The following is a 20,606-nucleotide window of genomic DNA, read 5'->3' as shown; positions in this document are numbered from 1 at the left end:
AAATTTAAGAATAAAATTAAAACCAGAAACCTAGGCTAAAGAACCAGAAACTTTCTTTGAGCTCTGGCGAATAGGAGTATTTCACTTCCAGCGGACCCACAAAACTGTCAATCCCGTAACCCAATGCATATCCTGAATAATCGGGCCAGCTAAACCAGTTTCCGGTACTGTATAATTTATTCTCTACATTGGCAATATTGGCACTTGCAATTAAATGGTTCTTATGGAAGATCTCATAATCTAACTCCAACAAAGCCTTTATGTAACTATCACCTGAAAGGCTGATAAAATCATAGCCATAGAAAGGAATAAAATTATTGATAAGATTGTTCCCGTAACCTCCAAGGAAAAAGTCCAGTACATTGATGTTATCGTTTCCTATCTTAAAACCTGTTTCAGTAGAAAGTCGACCCACGAAATTCGGAGAGAAACTATGGACCACTCCAACTTCTCCTTTGGCGATTGAGAACTGAGAAAAATCGGGATTTTCAGGAGCAAATAAATAAAGATGAAAATCCCCGTTAAAGAAAATTCCTTTTGTGGGAAAGTATTTATTATCAAGCGAATCGTATTTTAAATAACCAAATGTGCTGTAGTAGTGACTGTTTTCGAATACATTATTGATACTTTCAGAGCCAGTTCCATCTATAGTTGAAGAAGTGATCTTGAGGTATTTGTGCTCGGCGCCAATCCCAAAAGAAAAAACCTGCTTGAAAAGGGTCTGTAAATAGATGCGGTTGGTAAAATCTTTATAATCTACCTGGATTTCCCTGAGCCCTCCAAGGTTTTCGAGATCGGCATTTTCTTTGGCTAAATTAAAGCTCACCGGCTGTTCAAAATTATTATACCTGGAGCTCAGCCCAATACTCCAGTAGTATCCCTTGTCTATATAATAGTCAAAATTATATCGAAATTTGTCCCCAAGGATCAAATCCAGCGACATCACATCATTGGTGAGCAGTAAACTTTTACGGGTAAGATTTATGAGCGCCGCACTATGATAAAGTTCATCATAATGTAAACCTAAACGCAGATAGGTTTTGCTGGGACTTTCTTCAATTTGCATGGCAAGCGTATAATCACCTTCTTTCTCGTTTGGAATTAGCTGGTAATTGATCTTGTCGAAATTGCCTGTTGCCGAAAGGTTATTGATACCGATACTCAAATCGTCAAAATCATAAGGCTGATTGTATTTCAGCTTCAGTTTCCCCAGGATATAAGAACGGGGATAGTCATTATTCCCTTCGAGGGTCAATCCACTAATGTTGAATTCTGAAATTTTATCTACCTCTTCTCTTTTTTCCTTTTCCTGAATAGCTGCAACCGCTTTAAGAGCTTCCATTTTCTTTCGGGCGGCTTCTTCTCCGGCTTTTATGATCTCTTCTCCTTTATCAAAAGAAAGTATGGAAAATTCAGAAATATCAGGCTTGATATAAATATCGGTAAGCGGAATTTTATCCTTCATATCAGAGATCGTACGAAAATTGCTTATTTGGGTAAGAATATCAAATACACTTTTCAAATTTTCCCGGGACGCAAGGCTATCCTGAACGTCCACGCCAATAACAATATCAGCACCGCGTTTTCTAAGTTCTTCCACCGGATAGTTGTTGGCGACGCCACCATCTGTCAGCAATTTATCGTCAATCCTGACCGGGCTGAAAACACTGGGAATAGCGCCACTAGCCGAAACTGCTTTAGCGAGTGAACCACTGTCGAGAATCACTTCTTCACCGGTTTCCACATTAGCAGCGGTACAAAAGAATGGAATGGGGAGCTTATCAAAATCATGCACCTCGGTGACGTGCATGGTCAGGCGCGACATTAAATTATAGATGTTCTGCCCTTTTGAAAGTCCGCTGGGTAAATTAATTTTAAAATTGTCAAAAGGAAGTGTGAGCGCATATTTTTCGGTATCTTCTTTTTCATAGAAGGTTTTGGCGCTTCGCGGAAGATCATCCTGAATAAGTATATTGAAATTGGTGGCATGAAAGATCGAATCCAGCTCATCTGCCGAATATCCCGCGGCGTACAAACCACCAACGATAGCTCCCATACTGCTTCCGCCTATATAATCTATTTGCACACCGGCCTCTTCGAGTACCTTTAGAACTCCTATATGAGCGAGACCTTTCGCCCCTCCTCCGCTCAAAACCAAGCCGATCTTGGGATCCTTTTCTTGTGAAAATCCCAAAAGGACAGTAAAAAGCAATAGCAAAAGCAGGTATTTTCGCATTTTAGGCCGAATGATAATGATTATGTACAATGCCGGCTTTGGAAGCGCCTATTACCTCAGCAAGCTCCTTCTTCGAGGCGTCCTTAACTCTCTTTAAAGATCGGAAATGTTTTAGTAACTCCACTACGGTTTTCTCTCCAATTCCCGGAATTGACTCCAGCTCTGTATTAAGCGCGGTTTTACTGCGTTTATTGCGATGAAATGTAATTCCGAATCGATGCGCCTCATTTCGCAGCTGCTGAATGATCTTAAGGGTTTCCGATTTTTTGTCGAGATACAGCGGTACAGGATCTTCCGGATAAAAGATCTCCTCCAGGCGTTTTGCAATGCCGATAATGGCAATTTTGCCTCTTAAATTTAAACTTTCAAGGGCTTTTATCGCACTGGATAACTGGCCTTTTCCTCCATCCACGATGATCAGCTGAGGCAATTCTCCCTCTTCATTGAGCAACCTTCTATACCTTCTGAAAACCACTTCTTCCATGGAAGCAAAATCGTTGGGCCCTTCCACGGTTTTGATATTGAATTTGCGGTAATCTTTTTTGCTGGGTTTTCCGTTCTTAAAAACCACACAAGCCGCCACGGGATTACTTCCCTGTATATTTGAATTATCGAAACATTCAATATGCCGGGGTTCTTCGCTCAGGCGCAAATCTTCCTTCATTTGTGCCATCACGCGGTTCACATGCCGATCTGGATCAACGATCTTCATTTGTTTAAAGCGTTCCTGCCGGTAATATTTAGCATTTCGCTGTGATAATTCCACAATCTGCTTTTTATCTCCTAGCTTCGGAACGGTGACCTTTATTTCCTCGCCGGCCTCCACTTTAAAAGGCACATAGATTTCTTTGGAATTAGAATTAAAGCGTTGCCTGATCTCAATAATGGCCAGTTCCAGTAACTCCTTGTCGCTCTCATCCAGCTTTTTCTTCATTTCGATAGTATGGGAACGAATGATCGCCCCATGCGATAGCTGAAGGAAATTCACATAACCATAGCCTTCATCGGTTACTATGGAAAATACGTCAACATTATTGATCCTCGGATTTACCACTGTAGATTTTGACTGGTAATTTTCCAGGATCTCAATTTTATTCTTAATGCGCTGGGCATCTTCAAATTCCATTCTTTCGGCGTGTTCTTTCATCTGCGCCCGAAATCGATGCAAAGAATCTTTAAAATTTCCTTTTACGATCTGCCGAATAGCTTCTATATTTTTGTTGTAATCTTCTTCCGGCTGAAACCCCTCGCAGGGACCTTCACAATTACCCAGATGGTACTCGAGACAAACCTTGTATTTTCCATTTCTGATCTTATCTTCCGCCAGGTCATAATTACAGGTGCGAAGCTTATAAAGGCCTTTGATAAGATCTAAAAGAGTATTTACAGTTTTAAAACTGGTAAAAGGTCCATAATATTCACTCCCGTCTTTGATGAGTCTCCGGGTTGGAAAAACTCTTGGGAATCGTTCATTTTTAATGCATATCCACGGATAGGTCTTATCATCTTTCAGCATCACATTAAAACGCGGCTGATGTTTTTTGATAAGATTGTTTTCCAGCAGCAGCGCATCAGTTTCTGAAACCACAACGATATGCCTGATCTCATGGATCTTTTTCACCATCACGCTGGTGCGATGACTCTCGTGTTTTTTGGTAAAATAAGAAGTAACCCTTTTTTTCAGGTTTTTGGCTTTCCCCACATACAGGATCTTCCCATTTTTATCAAAATACTGATATACACCCGGACTGTTGGGGAGCGTCTTTATTTGAACTTCGAGCGAAGGCTTTTCCATTACTCCAAATTTAAAACATAATTAAAAAACAGTTTAAATTTTCCAGACTTCTCTTATGAAATTTGCTGGCATCCGTCATTTATATTTAATCTTTCCTTTAATTTGCAGCCTCTTGATTTAAAAGCCTTTTTAGTATATTGCATTATGGAGAAAATCGTGATAGGCAGGTTTGACAAGGCCGACTTTCCAGTATTGAACCTAAACGATGTCGCCGTGAAAATTGATACCGGTGCCTATACCTCCTCTATTCACTGTGATCATATTATTGAAGATGACGACGGCATTCACTGCACCTTTCTCGATGAAGAACATCCCATGTATAACGGAAAGAAATTTTCTTTCAGGGAATATGATATCGTGTTTGTAAGAAGCAGCAACGGAATCATTCAGAAAAGATATCAGGTACAAACAAAGATCAAAATCTTTGGAAAAGTCTTTAAAATCTCACTATCACTTTCAGACAGGCAGGAAATGAGATATCCGGTTCTTCTGGGAAGAAAATTTTTAACAAAAAAATTTATCGTTGACACCGAACTTAGCGATGTGTCTTACAATCAAAAATTAAATGAAAATAAAAGTTCTATCTAGAAATAGCAGACTTTATTCCACAAGAAGGCTTGTAGAGGCTGCCAGGAAAAGAAACCATGAAGTAGAGGTGATAGATCCCATAAAATGCGATCTCATTATTGAGAAGCGAAAACCTTCAATTTATTATAAAAATCACTTTTTGCAGGATACCGATGCGGTAATTCCAAGAATCGGGGCTTCTATTACTTTCTACGGAACCGCTGTAGTAAGACAGTTTGAAATGATGGGCGTGTTTACCACAACCGAATCTCAGGCACTGGTTAGAAGCCGGGATAAACTCAGAAGCCTACAGATTCTTTCCAGAGCCCGACTGGGTTTGCCAAAAACAGTATTTACCAATTATTCAAAAGATGTTTCGGAGATCATCGAGCATGTTGGTGGCGCACCGGTGATCATAAAATTACTGGAAGGTACCCAGGGACTTGGAGTTGTTCTGGCAGAAACCCAAAACGCAGCCGAATCGGTTATTGAAGCCTTTAACGGGTTACAGGCCCGTGTGATCGTTCAGGAATTCATCAAAGAAGCTAAAGGAGCCGATATTCGGGCTTTTGTAGTAGATGGCCAGGTTGTTGGCGCAATGAAGCGGCAGGGAAAAGAAGGGGAATTCCGCTCCAATCTGCATAGAGGCGGCACCGCTGAAGTCATTCAGTTAAGTGATGAAGAAGAAAACGCTGCCATCAAGGCTGCAAAAGCCATGGCACTTGGAGTTGCCGGTGTGGACCTGCTTCAGAGTAGTCGGGGGCCATTGATCCTCGAAGTAAATAGTTCTCCCGGACTCGAAGGTATTGAAGCCGCTACCGGAAAAGATATCGCCAAGACAATTATCAGATATATTGAAAGAAACGTATAATCTATGCCCAAAATAGACAAGAACAACGTTCTTGAAATCCTTGGAGAAAAAGTACCTCCTGGAAAAGGAGCGACCATTAATTTTAATATGGCCAAGCTCTATACAACCACTTCGGTAGAAGTTCCGGTGATCATAGAGCGTTCCAAAAAACCGGGGCCGGTGGTTTTGCTTACCGCAGGCATTCACGGCGATGAGATCAACGGAGTTGAGATCGTTCGCCAGATCATTTCCAAAGGAATCAACAAGCCGCGAATAGGTACCATTATTTGTATTCCCATTGTCAATATTTTCGGATTTTTGAATATGGCACGGGAATTCCCGGATGGAAGGGATCTCAACAGGGTTTTTCCCGGAACGAAACACGGTTCCCTGGCCAGCAGGTTCGCCTTTCAATTTGTAAAAAAGATACTTCCTATCGCCGATTTCTGCCTCGATTTTCATACCGGCGGCGCGGCACGCTTCAATGCTCCGCAGATTCGGGTAAAAAGAGGTGACGAACAAAGCCTGAAATATGCGCGAATCTTTAATGCACCTTTTACCATTCATTCTAAAACCATTACAAAATCATACCGGGAAACCTGTTCAAAACTGGGCATTCCCGTACTGCTTTTTGAAGGCGGAAAATCCCTGGACAGCAATAAGGAAATCGCTAAAAATGGAGTTGATGGGGCCATGCGAATCCTTAGCCATCTGGAAATGCTGGGGCCGAAATTTGAATATCCCGATGTTCATAAAGAAACCGTAATTATCGAAAACAGTACCTGGCTTCGAGCAAAATACAGCGGCCTCCTTCATATGAAAATTCCCTGCGGAAAACATGTGGAAAAAGGGGAATATATCGCTACCATTACCGATCCTTACGGGAAATTCCGTCACAAAATAAAGGCTTCTAATGAAGGTTATATTATCAATATTAATGAATCTCCAATAGTTTACCAGGGCGATGCTATTTTTCATATTTCGGTTCAATTAAAAGGCGAGAATAATGAAGAAGAGTGAACTCCGTAAGAAATACAAAGAACTTAGGCTTCAGTTAAGCGATGAGGAGATAGAGGATAAAAGTATTCAAATTGCCAATAAGGCCCTGGAGCTACCAATCTGGAATTATAAATTTTATCATTTATTCCTCAGCATTACTTCCCAAAAGGAGGTAAATACCGAATATCTTTTGCAGGTTTTACAGGGAAAAGATAAGAACGTGGTAATTCCAAAAACCGACTTTAAAACGGGAAAGCTTTTTCATTATTTACTTACCGATCAGACCCTTATTAAGACTAACCGTTGGAATATTCCTGAGCCACAGGAAGGAATAGAAATCTCAACCGAAAAACTCGATGTTGTATTTATTCCACTGCTGGCTTTTGATCAAAAAGGCCATCGCGTGGGTTACGGAAAAGGCTTTTATGATCGCTTTCTTGCCGGCTGCCGCCCCGATATTGTAAAAATTGGTGTATCTTTCTTTGGCCCTGTAAAAGAAATAAAGGAGGTTTATGCCAGTGATATCCCATTAAGTTACTGTGTGACACCCGAGAAAATCTATAAATTCGGTCATTAAATATTTATTTGTAATGAATGGGTTATTCCATTATTTTTAACCTCACAAATCACTTTGATGCTCAGCGACCTGCAGTTAAATAGCATTCTGGAAGATTTTGATATCGCCTACTGGAAAATCAACCTCTTTTCGAAGGAGATCATATGGTCTGAGCACTTCAATTCCCTTGTCGGCAAGCCTGAAATCCGGGAAGACCGCTTTGAATATTTCATTAATCATATTCTGCACGCCGACTACCGTTACGATTTCAGAATCCATTTTGAGGAACTTATTAAAAAGAATGAACCTTTTAGTTTTGAGATCAAATTAAAGCTCGGCAACGGTAAATATCGCTGGTTTGAATGTCGGAATTTGAAGAATAAAGGGCAAAATGTTCGGGAAACGGCTGTACTCCTTTTTGTGAATATCCATCAGAGCAAGCGCGACCAGTACACCATCGAGGAAAATTTCTTCTATTATCGCGAAACTGCCGAAATGACCTCCACCGGGGGCTGGTATGTAGACACGCTGAACAAACATATTTACTGGGACGAAGTTTCAAAAAAGATCCTTGATTGTCCGCGCGATTTTCAACCGGCCTATGAAGATCACATGAAATTCTATGCCGCTGAACATCACAACCGAATGCGTAATGCATTTGAAAAATGTGAGAAATATGGTATCCCTTTTAAACTGGAACTGAAAATGGTTTCTTTTCAGCAGAAGGAATTTTGGGTGCGCCTCACCGGGAAGCCGGTTTACAATGAAGACCAGGAAGTTATTGGCATTCGCGGCGTACTTCAAAATATTGATGATAATAAAAATAACGAAATCAACCTTCAGAATTCTCTGGATATCATAGCCACACAAAATTCAAGGCTATTCAATTTTGCACATATCGTCTCCCATCATTTAAGATCTCACAGCAGTAATCTGAGCCTGATCGTGGAACTGCTTCGGGAAGCAAAAACCGATACGGACAAACTGGACCTTCTGGCAAATGTTGAAGACGTTTCCGAAAATCTCGATACTGCAATTTCAAGGCTGAATGATATTGTAAGCATTCAAACTTCACTTCGCAAAGAAAGGGTGTGGATTAAATTTGAAGAAGCACTTGAAGTGGTTTTGGCTTCCATCTCTTCCTTGATTAATCGAGAAAATGCAAAAATCGTCGCTGAATTTCACGATTTAAAAGAAATTCGCTATATCCCTGAATATCTTGAAAGTATTTTACTAAATTTAATCACCAATGCGATCCGGTACAAACAACCGGGCCGGAAACCGGTGATTTTTATACAGACCTATACCGAGCATGATAAGGAATATCTGGAGGTAAGTGATAATGGTATGGGAATCGATCTGGAAGAGTACGGAGAAAAAATGTTTGGCATGTACAAAACTTTCAACCAGAACAATCCGGAGGCAAAAGGAATCGGTTTATTCATTACAAAAAACCAGGTGGAAGCCCTGGGGGGAAATATTTCAGTTAGTAGTACCGTTGAAATCGGAACTACCTTTAAAATAAAATTCTAGATCTATTTGAAATGGGGCAAAAAGTAGAACTGGCGTGTATCATTGATGACGACAAGATATACGTAAATCTGGTTAAGAAAATCATTGAGATTAAAAAACTCTCAGAAAATCTTCTTATTTATAAAAACGGCAAAGAGGCTTTGGACTATTTTACCAATATAATGGAAAATGCCACCGACGAAAACAAGCTTCCCGATATTATATTCCTTGATTTAAACATGCCGGTGATGGATGGCTGGGAATTTTTAAATGAGTTCATCAAAGTGAAGAATAATCTGAATAAGAAGATTACCCTGTATGTTGTGAGTTCGTCAATAGATCCGCGCGATCTGGAAAGGGCAAAGTCTTTCAACCTTGTGACCGATTACCTGATCAAACCTATCGAGCTGAAAAAATTTGAGAAGATCTTTGATCGCCCAGCTGCTTAATTATTATTCTATTTCTTTTTCCTGATGCTTTGGAAATGCTTTCTTATTAAAGATAAGCAGGATAGCGACTCCTACGCTGATAGCCGAATCTGCAATATTAAAAACAGGCTCGAAAAACGTAAAATAATTGCCACCCCATAAGGGAATCCACGTGGGCAGGTAGCCTTTCCATAAAGGAAAATAAAGCATATCAACCACCTTTCCGTGGAAAATTGAACTGTAACCGCCGCCCTCAGGCAAGAAGGTCGCAACATGGCCATAACTGTCAGAAAAAAGTACTCCGTAGAAAACAGAATCTATAATATTTCCGAAGGCGCCGGCAAAAATAAGAGCGATGGAAATAATTAAAATCCTGGAACCTCCTTTTTTAACCGAATCCCATAGCCACCAGCCAATTCCCAGAATAGCGAAAAGCCTGAAAAGCGTAAGAATAAGTTTCCCGTGTTCCCCGGGTATCTTTGTACCCCAGGCCATACCTTCATTTTCAACGAACAAGATCCTGAACCAGTCGAAAACTTCAATTTCTTCTCCTAAAGCGAAGTGGGTTTTAATATATAATTTAACGATCTGGTCAATAAGTAATACCAGAACGATGATGATTCCTGCTTTTTTCAGAGACATTGATTGAGTTTTGTTGAAAACGGCTCAAAAATACTAATATTATTTAGTTTTTAGACAGGTTAATAAAGGCGTCTTCTCTCCAGCCCTCATTTTTCTTAATTCAGCCAATTCGGGATTACCAATATCCCATTTTCTATTTATTCTTCAGAAAATATTTTGCCACTTTTTCTGCTTATGAGGCACTTTGCCCGTAACCATCTCTTCAAAATGATCGTCATAAAGATAATTATCAATCAAAATCGTAAAAATGAAAACAATCATCAATTCAGGTATCATGTTGTTCCTAAGCATATCTCTATTTGCTCAGGACATTAATCGAAAGAAAATAGATAGCCTATTTTCTATCATTGATCAAAACAACAAGGGGATGGGTAGTGTATCCATCTTTAAAAACGGAAAAGAAACCTACCACAACAGCATTGGTTATGCAGATTATAAAAACAGGAAAAAGGCTAATGTCGAAACAAAATACCGTATAGGTTCTATTTCAAAAACTTTTACGGCCGCTCTGGTTATGCAGCTTATCGAGGAAGGAAAGTTACAGTTGGACACGAAGTTATCTCTATTCTATCCTCAAATCCCAAATTCTGATAAAATCAAAATCGAAGATTTGTTGAGACATCAAAGCGGGTTGTACAATTTCACCAATTCAGAAGATTTTGAGCAGTGGAAAGGTCAAAAACAAAGCAGGGAGCAGCTTTTGAAAAGGTTTACACAAAACCCGATCGTTTTTGAACCGGGAGAAAAAACACAATATTCAAATACAAATTATGTGCTCCTGTCTTTTATCGTAGAAGATATCGAAAAAACAGAATTTGCGGAGGTGCTTATTAAAAAGATCCTTAAACCGCTGCACCTTGAGAATACCTATTTCGGAAGCGAACTTGATCCTGCCAAAGGAGAGGCGTTGGCTTATCAGCAATCTGGAGATTGGACCCCTGTAGAAGAAACCGATATGAGTATAGTACTGGGGGCAGGCGGAATTATTTCAACCCCTTCCGATCTCAATAAGTTTTACACGGCTCTTTTCAATGGAGAAATCGTGAAACCCGAAAGCCTGTCCAAAATGATAAAGACGCAGGAAGATGTTGGAATGGGAATTCTTAAAATACCACTATTAGGAAGGACTTTTTACGGTCATACCGGCGGAATAGACGGTTTTAACAGTGTCGTGGTATTTCTTCCAGAAGAAAAAACCTCCATAGCATTTTGTTCAAATGCCCGCGATATGGCTCCTGCTCAAATTCTTGAAGGAGTGGCAAGTATCTATTTTGGAGAGGAGTATGATTTGCCTTCTTTTGAAAGCCTTGAACTTACCACCGCACAACTCAAACAATTTGAAGGTAAATACAGTGCAGAAGGATTTCCTCTAATTCTGGAAATTTTTGAGAAGGATGGCCAACTTATGGGGCAGGCAGAGGGTCAGCCATCTTTTCCGCTTGAAGCTTATGAAACCAACAAATTCAAATTTGAGAGATTGGGACTAAAGCTGGAATTCAATACCGCCGAAAATATTATGATTTTCAGGCAGGGAAAAAATGAACACGAGCTAAAAAGAGCTTTATAAATTTCTAAAAACCACGGCCGATTATACCTGATTGGCCGTCGTTTTTCCATTTAGTTCAGAGACCAATAATCTGTCTATATACCTGGAAAAATTATAAATTTTTGGAAGCGAAGCACACTTAGTTCATAAGCACCTTAATATTTCCGTCTATACTGGTAAGTTTAAGAAGATTTCTCCCCGCAAGGAAATCTGGGGTTTCCACCTTACCGTGCCGCGAACTGGCTTCTATGGTTCCCGTATTAGTTTTTACTAAAATATCGCCGTCATAAGTGTTGACAGCGGCTGCTCCTGAAAAATCCAGCAAATGGCAGTAGCCCTGTTTCAAATTGGCATAAACAGCCTTAAAATTTCCTTCGGCAACCAGGGAAGCTATATTCGAAGTAACATTCAGTTCCATATTTTCAGGAATTTCCATTTCTATCTCGAGAGAAAATACCTTATGCGCGCTCAGTTTGTCGTAACCACCGGATAATATTTCAGGATATTCACTGCTAAGAACAAGCTCGCCATTAATTACTTTCGAATTCAGAAGAATATTATCAAAATATTCCCCTTCTGAATGAGTCCTGATAGAAATTTCAGAAACCGGTGCCGTTTTTACCGAAACCAGGAAAACCTCATCACTTTCAATACGAATGCTACTAATATTTGAAGCATCAAGTTTTTCCTGCGTATTTCGCTGGGCTATGGCGGCATTTCCCAGAAACAGTAAAAAGATGAAGAAGAATTTTTTCATGAATTAAACAAAACGCCCTTACCGGGCTGGTAAGGGCGTTTATTATAATTGAAATTTATTTCTAACGCTGCATATTTTTGGCCTCGATGCTCAAAGTGGCATGAGGAACCAGCTTCAGCCTTTCTTTTGCAATAAGCTTGCCAGTAACACGGCAAACACCATAGGTCTTGTTTTCAATACGCATCAAAGCGTTTTTAAGATCACGAATAAATTTCTCCTGACGAATCGCCAGTTGTGAATTCGCTTCCTTGCTCATGGTCTCACTACCCTCCTCGAAAGCCTTGAATGTTGGAGAAGTATCGTCGGTACCATTATTACCATCATTCTTGTAGGCATTTTGATAGATCTCAAGTTGCTCCTGTGCCTTTTCAATTTTCTGTTTGATAAGGGCTTTAAACTCGGCCAGTTCGGCATCACTGTAACGTTCTTTTACTTCTGTTGACATGGCTTAATGTTTTTTAATAAACAATCTCGTGGTAACATCGTCAAATTCAATTTCGGCACCTTCATCTACCACCTCTGCAAATTCGAGCTTCGCAGTTAATGTTTCGTTCTTAATATAGGTTATATTCTCGTTCACGGCATCCTCGACAATACCGTCTTTTTGTAGGGTCACATCTATGGTATCGGTAACTTCAAAACCAGAATCCTTACGAAGATTTTGTATCCTGTTTACAAGCTCTCTGGCTACGCCTTCCTTCTTAAGTTCTGGAGTGATACTAACGTCAAGGGCAACAGTTAAATTGCCACTGCTGGCAACGAGCCAGCCTTCAATATCCTGAGAAGTTATCTCCACTTCTTCGGAAGACAAATTAACCAAATTTCCGTTAATTTCAACTTTAATACTACCTTCCTTCTCAATAGTAGCGATATCTTCAGCATTAAACTGATTTATCTTACTGACAATCAGTTTCATATCTTTCCCAAACCTCGGGCCTAAAACTCTGAAGTTAGGTTTAATTTGCTTTACAAGAATTCCTGAAGCATCATCGATAAGTTCCAGTTCCTTTACATTCACCTCTGATTTAATAAGATCTTCCACCGCTCTGATCTCTTCCTTCTGTTCTTCATCAAGTACCGGGATCATTACCTTTTGGAGTGGTTGACGCACCTTGATCATCTCTTTCTTCCTGAGCGACAGGACTAAAGAAGAAATGGTTTGGGCTTTTTCCATTTTATGCTCCAGGGATTTATCAACAAATTCCGGTTTATAAATTGGAAAATCAGCAGTGTGAACCGAATCTGAGGTATCTTTTCCTGTTGCCGCATTCAAATCTTTGAACAGGCGATCCATAAAGAAGGGTGCAACCGGCGCTCCAAGTTTGGCTACCGTTTCCAAACAGCTGTAAAGCGTTTGATAGGCCGAAATCTTGTCTTTTTCATAATCGCCCTTCCAGAACCTTCTTCGGCTTAAGCGCACATACCAGTTGGAAAGATTTTCCTGAACAAATTCTGAAATCGCCCGTGTCGCCTTTGTAGGCTCATAATCGGCATAGAACTTATCTACTTTTTCAATAAGCGTATGCAATTCTGAAAGGATCCAGCGATCGATCTCCGGTCTTTCGGCAAGCGGAATATCTTCTTCGGAATAAGTGAATTCATCAATATTAGCGTACAGTGTAAAGAATGAATAGGTATTATAAAGTGTTCCGAAGAATTTGCGCTGCACTTCGCCAATTCCCTCTATATCAAATTTCAGATTGTCCCAGGGATTGGCGTTGGAGATCATGTACCAGCGGGTCGCATCTGCCCCATATACAGCAAGTGTTTCAAAAGGATCTACGGCATTGCCAAGACGCTTGGACATCTTTTGCCCGTTCTTGTCAAGTACGAGCCCGTTAGAAACCACATTTTTATAGGCCACATCATCAAAGATCATGGTAGCGATCGCATGCAGCGTGTAGAACCAGCCTCGGGTTTGATCAACACCTTCGGCAATGAAATCGGCTTTGCGCCATTTCTTTTCTACTTTTTCCTTGTTTTCAAACGGATAATGCCACTGCGAATAAGGCATGGAGCCTGAATCGAACCAAACGTCGATCAGATCAGCCTCGCGCTTCATTGGTTTTCCCGAGTCGGAAACCAGGGTGATCTCATCCACCACATTTTTATGAAGATCTACCTTGTCGTAGTTCTCATCGCTCATATCGGAAGGATCGAAATCGGCAAAAATATCTTTGTCCATAAAGCCGGCTTCCACCGACTTTTTCATTTCTTCTTTCAACTCAGCGATAGAACCGATTACTTTCGCTTCCTTCCCGTCTTCAGTTCTCCATATAGGCAAGGGAATTCCCCAGTAACGGCTTCGGCTAAGGTTCCAGTCGTTGGCGTTGGCAAGCCAGTTTCCAAATCTACCTTCCCCGGTCGATTTAGGTTTCCAGTTAATGCCTTTATTCAATTCATACATCCTGTCCTTGAAGTCGGTCACCTTTATGAACCATGAATCCAGCGGATAATATAGAATAGGTTTATCGGTTCTCCAGCAATTAGGATAGCTGTGAACGTATTTTTCAACTTTAAAAGCGCGGTTTTCTTCCTTCAGCTTGATCGCCAGCTCAACATCTACCGACTTTTCCGGAGCTTCGCCATCGTCATAATATTCATTTTTGACATATTTCCCGGCGTGTTCGCCCATTTCCGGCCTGAACCTTCCCTGAAGATCAACGAGAGGAACAAGATTTCCGTTCTCGTCTTTTACCAGTAAAGGCGGAACTTCGGGAGTCGCATTCTTAGCAGCCATGGCATCGTCGGCACCAAAGGTCGGCGAAGTATGCACTATTCCGGTCCCATCTTCAGTGGTTACGAAATCACCAGAGATCACTCTAAAGGCATTTTCAGGATGCTCAAATGGCTGCGCATATGGCAACAACTGCTCATATTTGATCCCTACAAGATCTTTTCCTAAAAAGCTTTCTTCAGATATTAAATATGGAATCTTTCCTGCCTTGCCGGCAGGCAGGTTATCTCCTTCAGAATAAGACTGAAGATCTTCTAAAGATTCAGCTTTTCTGAATTTTTTATCAAATTGCTTCGCAGCCAGCTCTTTTGCCACCACAATGGTGATAGGCTCAAAAGTATACTGATTGTAAGTTTTTACAGTAACGTATTCAATCTTCGGCCCTACCGTAAGCGCGGTGTTGGAAGGCAGCGTCCATGGCGTCGTCGTCCAGGCGATGAAAAAAGCCCCCTCTAAATCTCGCCCAATGGGAGAGGCAGAAGCATCAGTTACCTTAAACATCGCAGTAACTGTGGTATCGGTTACATCCTGGTAAGTTCCAGGCTGATTCAGCTCATGAGAACTCAAACCTGTCCCTGCCTTTGGCGAATATGGTTGAATGGTATAACCTTTATAGATCAGGTCTTTTTTGTAAATCTCGGAAAGTAGCCACCAGACCGTTTCCATATATTTTGATTTGTAGGTGATATAGGGATCATCCATATCTACCCAATAACCCATTTTGCGGGTAAGATCGTTCCACACATCGGTATAACGCATCACCGCATTTTTACAGGCTTCGTTATACTCCTCTACACTGATCTTTTTACCGATATCTTCCTTGGTGATGCCGAGTTCTTTCTCTACACCCAACTCTACAGGCAAACCATGCGTATCCCAGCCAGCCTTACGTTTTACCTGAAAACCTTTTTGAGTCTTATATCTACAGAAAATATCTTTGATGGCACGCGCCATTACGTGATGAATTCCCGGTAAGCCATTAGCAGAAGGCGGACCTTCAAAAAAGATGAAAGGTTCCTTTCCTTCGCGGGTAGTCACACTTTTTTTGAAAATATCATTCTCTTCCCAATAGTTTAAGATTTCCTCCGCCACTTTTGGCAAGTCAAGTCCTTTATATTCAGGAAACTTTTTGCTCATTCTCTCCATTTTTCAAAATGATGTGCGAAAATAATGATTTTTAACAAAAGAGCAGAGGTTTAAACTGTAAAATGCGAATATAGACCGTCTATTTTCGTTTTATAATTAACTGAATCTTAACATTCTTACAGGAATTTCCTAAAATGAATATGAAAGGGCGATAATGAGATTACGCCCGGCGGCAGCAATACCTGAAGAATAAGTGCGATATCTCTGGTCGGTAATATTTTCTACGGAAACAGTCGCCAGCCAGTTGGAATTCATACGGTATTGTCCGGTTAAATTCAGCGTGTACCAGGAAGGGGAATAAGGGTTTCCATTTTCATCCAAAGCGTACAAATAAGGCTTATCCTGTTCACCCGGTGCCAGGTCTTCAAAGTCAAATTGACCGTTGTATTCGGTAAAAATATCGAATTTGAATTTGCGTTTTTGCCAGATCAAATGCGCATTCCCAAATAAGGGCGCGGCATGCCTTAAAGGCACATATTCGCCACCTTCTTCCTCCCTTCCATAGGTGTATGAAAACTGGGAATTCAGCTGAAGATTTTCGGTGACATTAGCTTCCAGGCCGGCTTCAATACCATAGACATAGGCATGAGATACATTCTGTATCGCCTGAATCCGGCTTGGTTCTCCCTGGTAATCGATGAATGTTTTTCCGTCGAGGGAAAAATCCCTTCGAACCATCGCATTATCGAGATACGTATAATAGCCGCTAAGCGTCAATTTTATCTTTTCGTTAAAATTTAGGTCGGCCCCAATTTCACCATTATAAGCATATTCCGGTTTCAGGTCGGGATTTGGCACCACCACCGATCCCGGTTCCGAATCGAAGATCTTCCCGATATCATCGATATTTGGCGCACGAAAAGCTGTGGAAGCAGCTGCCCGTAATCTTAAAAAATCGCTTTGCTTCCAGTTAATTCCGAGACTTCCGGTTAAGGCACCGGTATTGATATCGGCATTTTCAAAAGGAAAATCATAGAATTGATCCTCAAAACTGGCATTTACGAGCACCTGATTGTACCTCAATCCTGACTGCAGCGAAAGATCATTCTGAAGACGCCACTGATGGCCCACATAAATAGCCATCGATTGCCAACTGGAACCATCGGGATATCTGCTAGCTGTAGCTCCGGTTTCTTCAGTTTCGATATTTCGGAAATTTCCTTCAGAATTGATAGTATTTATTACATATTCGAATCCGTAAAACAATTTGGAATCTGAAAAATCCTTTTCATAGTCGAGAGTTGCCGACCAGGCATTGACCTTCTCTTCCGTGGAAAAAAGAATTGGGTCACCAAAAGCCCGGTCGTGCCGGCTTTCCGCGAAAAACTGGTAGGCAGCCGTGAATTTCGCCTTATCATATAATGCAGAATTACCGGAATGACCAATATTGATGTCTCCCAAAAGCCATTTCTGCGGACCATAATACCATTCAGCTGACCGAAAAACGCCGTCTCTTTTTCGATAAAGTCGGTCATAACGAGGAATATCAGAGGTTTCAGAATAGATTAGTCCAAGGTCAAAATTCCAGTCTCCCGATGGTTTATAATTTATTTTTTGAAGCAGATTAAGCTGATTGTAACCTGTGGGTTTCTGCACTTCCGAATCTTCATTTTCAACCATCACATCCTCTCCATTTTCACGAGTAGCGTAGTCGGGACGCAGGTAATCATCGGGGCCGTGGCTTCCCATTTTCAGGTCGCCGAAATCGGAATAGGTAACGGCCGACATAAATGCCCATTTCTCCCTGCCTATATTCAAATGCGTATGTACCGTATTTTCATTATTAACGGTGGCGAAACGCGAATAAATATTTCCCGAAAAAGAAGTGTTCTCGTCAATGCTAAAATTCGGCTCCAGGGTATAGAAATTCATCACACCACCAATCGCGTCACTACCGTAAACTACCGAACCGGGACCGAGAATAATTTCGGCCTTATCAATAAAAAGCGGATCTATGGAAATCACATTTTGAAGATTTCCGCTACGAAAAATAGCCGTATTCATACGAACGCCATCGACGGTGATCAGTAAACGATTCGTTGCGAAGCCGCGAATCATGGGGCTCCCTCCACCAAGCTGACTCTTCTGCACATACACCTGGCCGGTACTTTCAAGAAGATCAGCTGAAGTCTGGGGAGCCGCCAGTTGAACTTCGGAAGGTGAAATACTTACTATTTTTTGAGGAATTTCGTCCCTTTGAAGTTTAAAACGCGCCACCGAAATCACCACCTGGTCCAGCTCATTTTCATCAAGGGGTATAAGTACAACGCCGTTATTTTGTAAAATTTCCTTTTTGGTGAGAAAGAGATCCAGATGGCTTACCGAGCTGAAGGTAAGAACTTCGTAAGCAGTGAATTTTGATAAATCGGCAACCCCAAGGCTATCGGTAACCGCAAATTCAGACTTGTTTTTATTAAAAATTGCCACATTAGAAAGCGGCTGTTTGGTATCTTTTTCAAGCACTTTTATTTCCTGGGCTTCACAAATAGAAAAAAGAAGGGAAAAGAATACAAAGAGTCGGGATCTCATCAATTAAAAAATTTCATTCAGCACGGCCAGCGATTTTGGTTTTCTGAAACTCTCGATATGCAGCTCGTAATAAAGCAGCAGCATATTAAGAAACTCATTGCGGCGCGACTGGTTTAACCTGATTTCCTGCAAAGAAAAGAAATCTGCGTTAAGAAAAAGCTTCAACAAGTCTGCGTTTGCTCCTTCAATACAATAATCATTGGTGGGAATTTCCTGGAAAACGCCTTCCAGCAAGTTGAAAACAGGAAAATCGCTGTTTCTGTTTTCAGGGTAAAATCCCAAATAACGAGTGAGCTTCAGCAGAAAGAACAGGTGGAAATTGGCCATTTTAGAGGTATGATCGAGAAATTCAAAAGATTTTTCCAGGAATCCGAAGAGTTCAGGATTCGCTTCCTCTTCTTTGATGGTGTTCTTTAGCATTTCTGAAAGGAACATCACCATAGCCGATTTCACCGGATTGGTGTGCAGGCTCGCATAAGCACCCTCCACCCTGGCCTCTTTCAGATATTCCAGTTTCCCGGTATTGCGATGATTTGCCACGATCTCCAGTTTCGTCAGGGCCTGAAACATGGAAGCCTTGAATTTTCCTTTTTTCGACTTCAAAACTCCGCGAAGCATATAAGTCCGCAGCCCGTCAGAAAGTGTGTAAAGCTTCACAATAAGATCAGCCTCTCCATATTTCAGGGCACTTATGACTATGGCTTTGGTAGAAACGAGCATTCAGAAAGTTTGGATTGAATTTATAAAAAAAGCCGCTTTTTCAAGCGGCTCTTCAGTGTATATCTCTTAATTTTTATACAAGTCCCTGGGCAAGCATCGCATCGGCAACTTTTACAAAACCGGCAATGTTTGCACCTTTAACATAATCTACATGACCGTCTTTCTGGGTTCCATATTCCACACATTTCTCATGGATATTATTCATGATCTCATGTAGTTTTTTATCAACTTCTTCAGCAGTCCAGCTGTAACGGATGGAGTTCTGTGACATTTCAAGCCCTGAAGTGGCCACACCACCGGCGTTAGAAGCTTTACCCGGAGAGAAAAGGATCTTCGCTTTATGGAACACTTCGATAGCCTCTGGCGTACATGGCATATTGGCTCCTTCTCCAACACACATACAACCGTTATCTACAAGGGTTTTCGCGTCATCTTCATGTAACTCGTTCTGAGTAGCACAAGGAAGGGCGATATCACATTTGATTTCCCACGGAGTTTTTCCATCGTAGTATTTTGCTGAAGAATATTCATCAACATATTCGCTGATCCTTCCGCGTTTCTCATTTTTCAATTCCATAATGAACTGAAGTTTTTCGGCATCGATTCCTTCAGAATCATGGATGAATCCGCCTGAATCAGACATGGTAACTACTTTCGCACCAAGCTGAATTGCTTTTTCGGCAGCGTATTGCGCCACGTTTCCGGCTCCGGAGATCACCACGGTTTTACCCTCGATCTTTTCACCTCTCGTCTTGAGCATATTTTGAGTGAAATACACGTTACCGTAGCCGGTAGCCTCTGGACGAATAAGAGAACCTCCGTAAGAAAGGCCTTTTCCGGTTAAAATCCCCGTGAATTCGTTTCGAATTCGTTTGTACTGACCAAAAAGATAACCAATTTCGCGGCCTCCAACGCCAATATCCCCGGCAGGAACATCGGTATCAGCACCAATATGTTTTGAAAGTTCGGTCATAAAACTCTGGCAGAACTTCATTACTTCGTTATCAGATTTTCCTTTAGGATCGAAATCTGAACCACCTTTACCACCTCCCATAGGAAGGGTTGTAAGGCTGTTTTTGAAAACCTGCTCGAAAGCCAGGAATTTCAATATGCTAAGGTTTACAGAAGGGTGAAAACGAAGTCCGCCCTTGTAAGGTCCAATAGCCGAATTCATTTGAATACGGAATCCGCGGTTAACCTGAATATTCCCTTTATCGTCCAGCCATGGCACACGGAACATGAAAACCCTTTCAGGCTCTACCATTCGCTCCAAAAGCATGGCGTTTTGATATTTTTTATTCTCAGCTATAAAAGGAATTACGGTTTCAGCAACCTCATGAACCGCCTGCATGAATTCTGGTTCGTTCTGGTTTCGGGCAGACACCTTATCCAGAAATTCTTTGATGTTTTTGTCCATAATGAATGGCAGTATTATTAAATTATAAAAAATTTGTCCATTTTGCATGGCAAATATAAATATTCTCTAACGATTAAATGTTTCATTTTGGGTTTTGATATAAAATTAACTTTTAGGCCTGAAATAAGTATTTATACGATATTAAGCTAAAATTGCGTTAATGTAGTTT

16 protein-coding genes are annotated in these 20,606 nt (G+C 41.0%); 7 read left to right on the top strand and 9 right to left on the bottom strand.

Features of this window, described 5'->3' with window-relative positions; translation table 11 throughout:
- Positions 1 to 16: 16 nt before the first annotated feature.
- Together C7S20_RS06545 and uvrC are read right to left on the bottom strand one after the other, a co-directional pair.
- Positions 17 to 2,236, bottom strand: a complete 2,220-nt coding sequence (locus C7S20_RS06545; RefSeq protein ID WP_107011735.1) for a patatin-like phospholipase family protein — start codon at positions 2,234 to 2,236, stop codon at positions 17 to 19.
- A gap of 1 nt (position 2,237) precedes the next feature.
- Positions 2,238 to 4,031: an excinuclease ABC subunit UvrC gene (uvrC, locus tag C7S20_RS06540; RefSeq protein ID WP_107011734.1), complete on the bottom strand. Its 1,794-nt coding sequence runs from the start codon at positions 4,029 to 4,031 to the stop codon at positions 2,238 to 2,240.
- Between the two features lie 144 nt (positions 4,032 to 4,175).
- Here uvrC and C7S20_RS06535 point away from each other — a divergent pair, with 144 nt between their 5' ends.
- Genes C7S20_RS06535 through C7S20_RS06510 form a run of 6 tightly spaced genes read left to right on the top strand, consistent with a single transcriptional unit; the run spans position 4,176 to position 8,964 of the window.
- Complete coding sequence (locus C7S20_RS06535; RefSeq protein ID WP_107011733.1) at positions 4,176 to 4,619, top strand: ATP-dependent zinc protease family protein; 444 nt, start codon at positions 4,176 to 4,178, stop codon at positions 4,617 to 4,619.
- The gene (gene rimK / locus C7S20_RS06530; RefSeq protein WP_107011732.1) at positions 4,597 to 5,469 is read left to right on the top strand and encodes a 30S ribosomal protein S6--L-glutamate ligase; all 873 of its coding nucleotides are present in this window, start codon (positions 4,597 to 4,599) and stop codon (positions 5,467 to 5,469) included. Before C7S20_RS06535 ends, rimK begins: the two co-directional genes overlap by 23 nt.
- A gap of 3 nt (positions 5,470 to 5,472) precedes the next feature.
- Positions 5,473 to 6,468, top strand: coding sequence for a succinylglutamate desuccinylase/aspartoacylase family protein (locus tag C7S20_RS06525; RefSeq protein WP_107011731.1), 996 nt, complete (start codon positions 5,473 to 5,475; stop codon positions 6,466 to 6,468).
- The gene (locus tag C7S20_RS06520; protein ID WP_107011730.1) at positions 6,455 to 7,024 is read left to right on the top strand and encodes a 5-formyltetrahydrofolate cyclo-ligase; all 570 of its coding nucleotides are present in this window, start codon (positions 6,455 to 6,457) and stop codon (positions 7,022 to 7,024) included. The genes C7S20_RS06525 and C7S20_RS06520 overlap by 14 nt, the downstream gene beginning before the upstream one ends.
- A gap of 57 nt (positions 7,025 to 7,081) precedes the next feature.
- On the top strand, positions 7,082 to 8,536 hold the full coding sequence (locus C7S20_RS06515; RefSeq protein ID WP_107011729.1) for a sensor histidine kinase: 1,455 nt from the start codon (positions 7,082 to 7,084) through the stop codon (positions 8,534 to 8,536).
- An 11-nt stretch (positions 8,537 to 8,547) separates the two neighbouring features.
- Complete coding sequence (locus C7S20_RS06510) at positions 8,548 to 8,964, top strand: response regulator (protein WP_107011728.1); 417 nt, start codon at positions 8,548 to 8,550, stop codon at positions 8,962 to 8,964.
- Between the two features lie 3 nt (positions 8,965 to 8,967).
- Here the strand turns inward: C7S20_RS06510 and C7S20_RS06505 are convergent, their stop codons facing one another.
- Entirely contained in the window at positions 8,968 to 9,585 is a 618-nt protein-coding gene (locus C7S20_RS06505) for a lipoprotein signal peptidase (protein WP_107011727.1), read from the bottom strand.
- 247 nt (positions 9,586 to 9,832) lie between these two features.
- On the opposite strand from C7S20_RS06505, the gene C7S20_RS06500 reads away from it, so the two are divergent.
- Positions 9,833 to 11,152, top strand: coding sequence for a serine hydrolase domain-containing protein (locus tag C7S20_RS06500; RefSeq protein ID WP_107011726.1), 1,320 nt, complete (start codon positions 9,833 to 9,835; stop codon positions 11,150 to 11,152).
- Between the two features lie 118 nt (positions 11,153 to 11,270).
- Here C7S20_RS06500 and C7S20_RS06495 read toward each other — a convergent pair whose 3' ends face one another.
- The 6 genes from C7S20_RS06495 to gdhA all read right to left on the bottom strand — a co-directional run bounded on the left by C7S20_RS06495 (position 11,271) and on the right by gdhA (position 20,437).
- A complete protein-coding gene (locus C7S20_RS06495; protein WP_107011725.1) occupies positions 11,271 to 11,888 on the bottom strand; it encodes a hypothetical protein in 618 nt (205 codons plus the stop codon).
- Between the two features lie 61 nt (positions 11,889 to 11,949).
- Positions 11,950 to 12,333, bottom strand: a complete 384-nt coding sequence (locus tag C7S20_RS06490) for a TraR/DksA family transcriptional regulator (RefSeq protein WP_107011724.1) — start codon at positions 12,331 to 12,333, stop codon at positions 11,950 to 11,952.
- Between the two features lie 3 nt (positions 12,334 to 12,336).
- Complete coding sequence (ileS, locus tag C7S20_RS06485; protein ID WP_107011723.1) at positions 12,337 to 15,762, bottom strand: isoleucine--tRNA ligase; 3,426 nt, start codon at positions 15,760 to 15,762, stop codon at positions 12,337 to 12,339.
- A gap of 138 nt (positions 15,763 to 15,900) precedes the next feature.
- Positions 15,901 to 18,300: a TonB-dependent receptor gene (locus tag C7S20_RS06480; RefSeq protein ID WP_107011722.1), complete on the bottom strand. Its 2,400-nt coding sequence runs from the start codon at positions 18,298 to 18,300 to the stop codon at positions 15,901 to 15,903.
- 3 nt (positions 18,301 to 18,303) lie between these two features.
- A complete protein-coding gene (recO, locus tag C7S20_RS06475) occupies positions 18,304 to 19,020 on the bottom strand; it encodes a DNA repair protein RecO (protein ID WP_107011721.1) in 717 nt (238 codons plus the stop codon).
- A gap of 73 nt (positions 19,021 to 19,093) precedes the next feature.
- Positions 19,094 to 20,437, bottom strand: coding sequence for an NADP-specific glutamate dehydrogenase (gdhA, locus tag C7S20_RS06470; RefSeq protein WP_107011720.1), 1,344 nt, complete (start codon positions 20,435 to 20,437; stop codon positions 19,094 to 19,096).
- Positions 20,438 to 20,606: the final 169 nt, after the last annotated feature.

Source organism: Christiangramia fulva (genome assembly GCF_003024155.1).
Lineage (GTDB): Bacteria > Bacteroidota > Bacteroidia > Flavobacteriales > Flavobacteriaceae > Christiangramia > Christiangramia fulva.
Note: the sequence above shows the minus strand (reverse complement) of the source record. Positions and strands in the feature narration are given on the sequence as shown.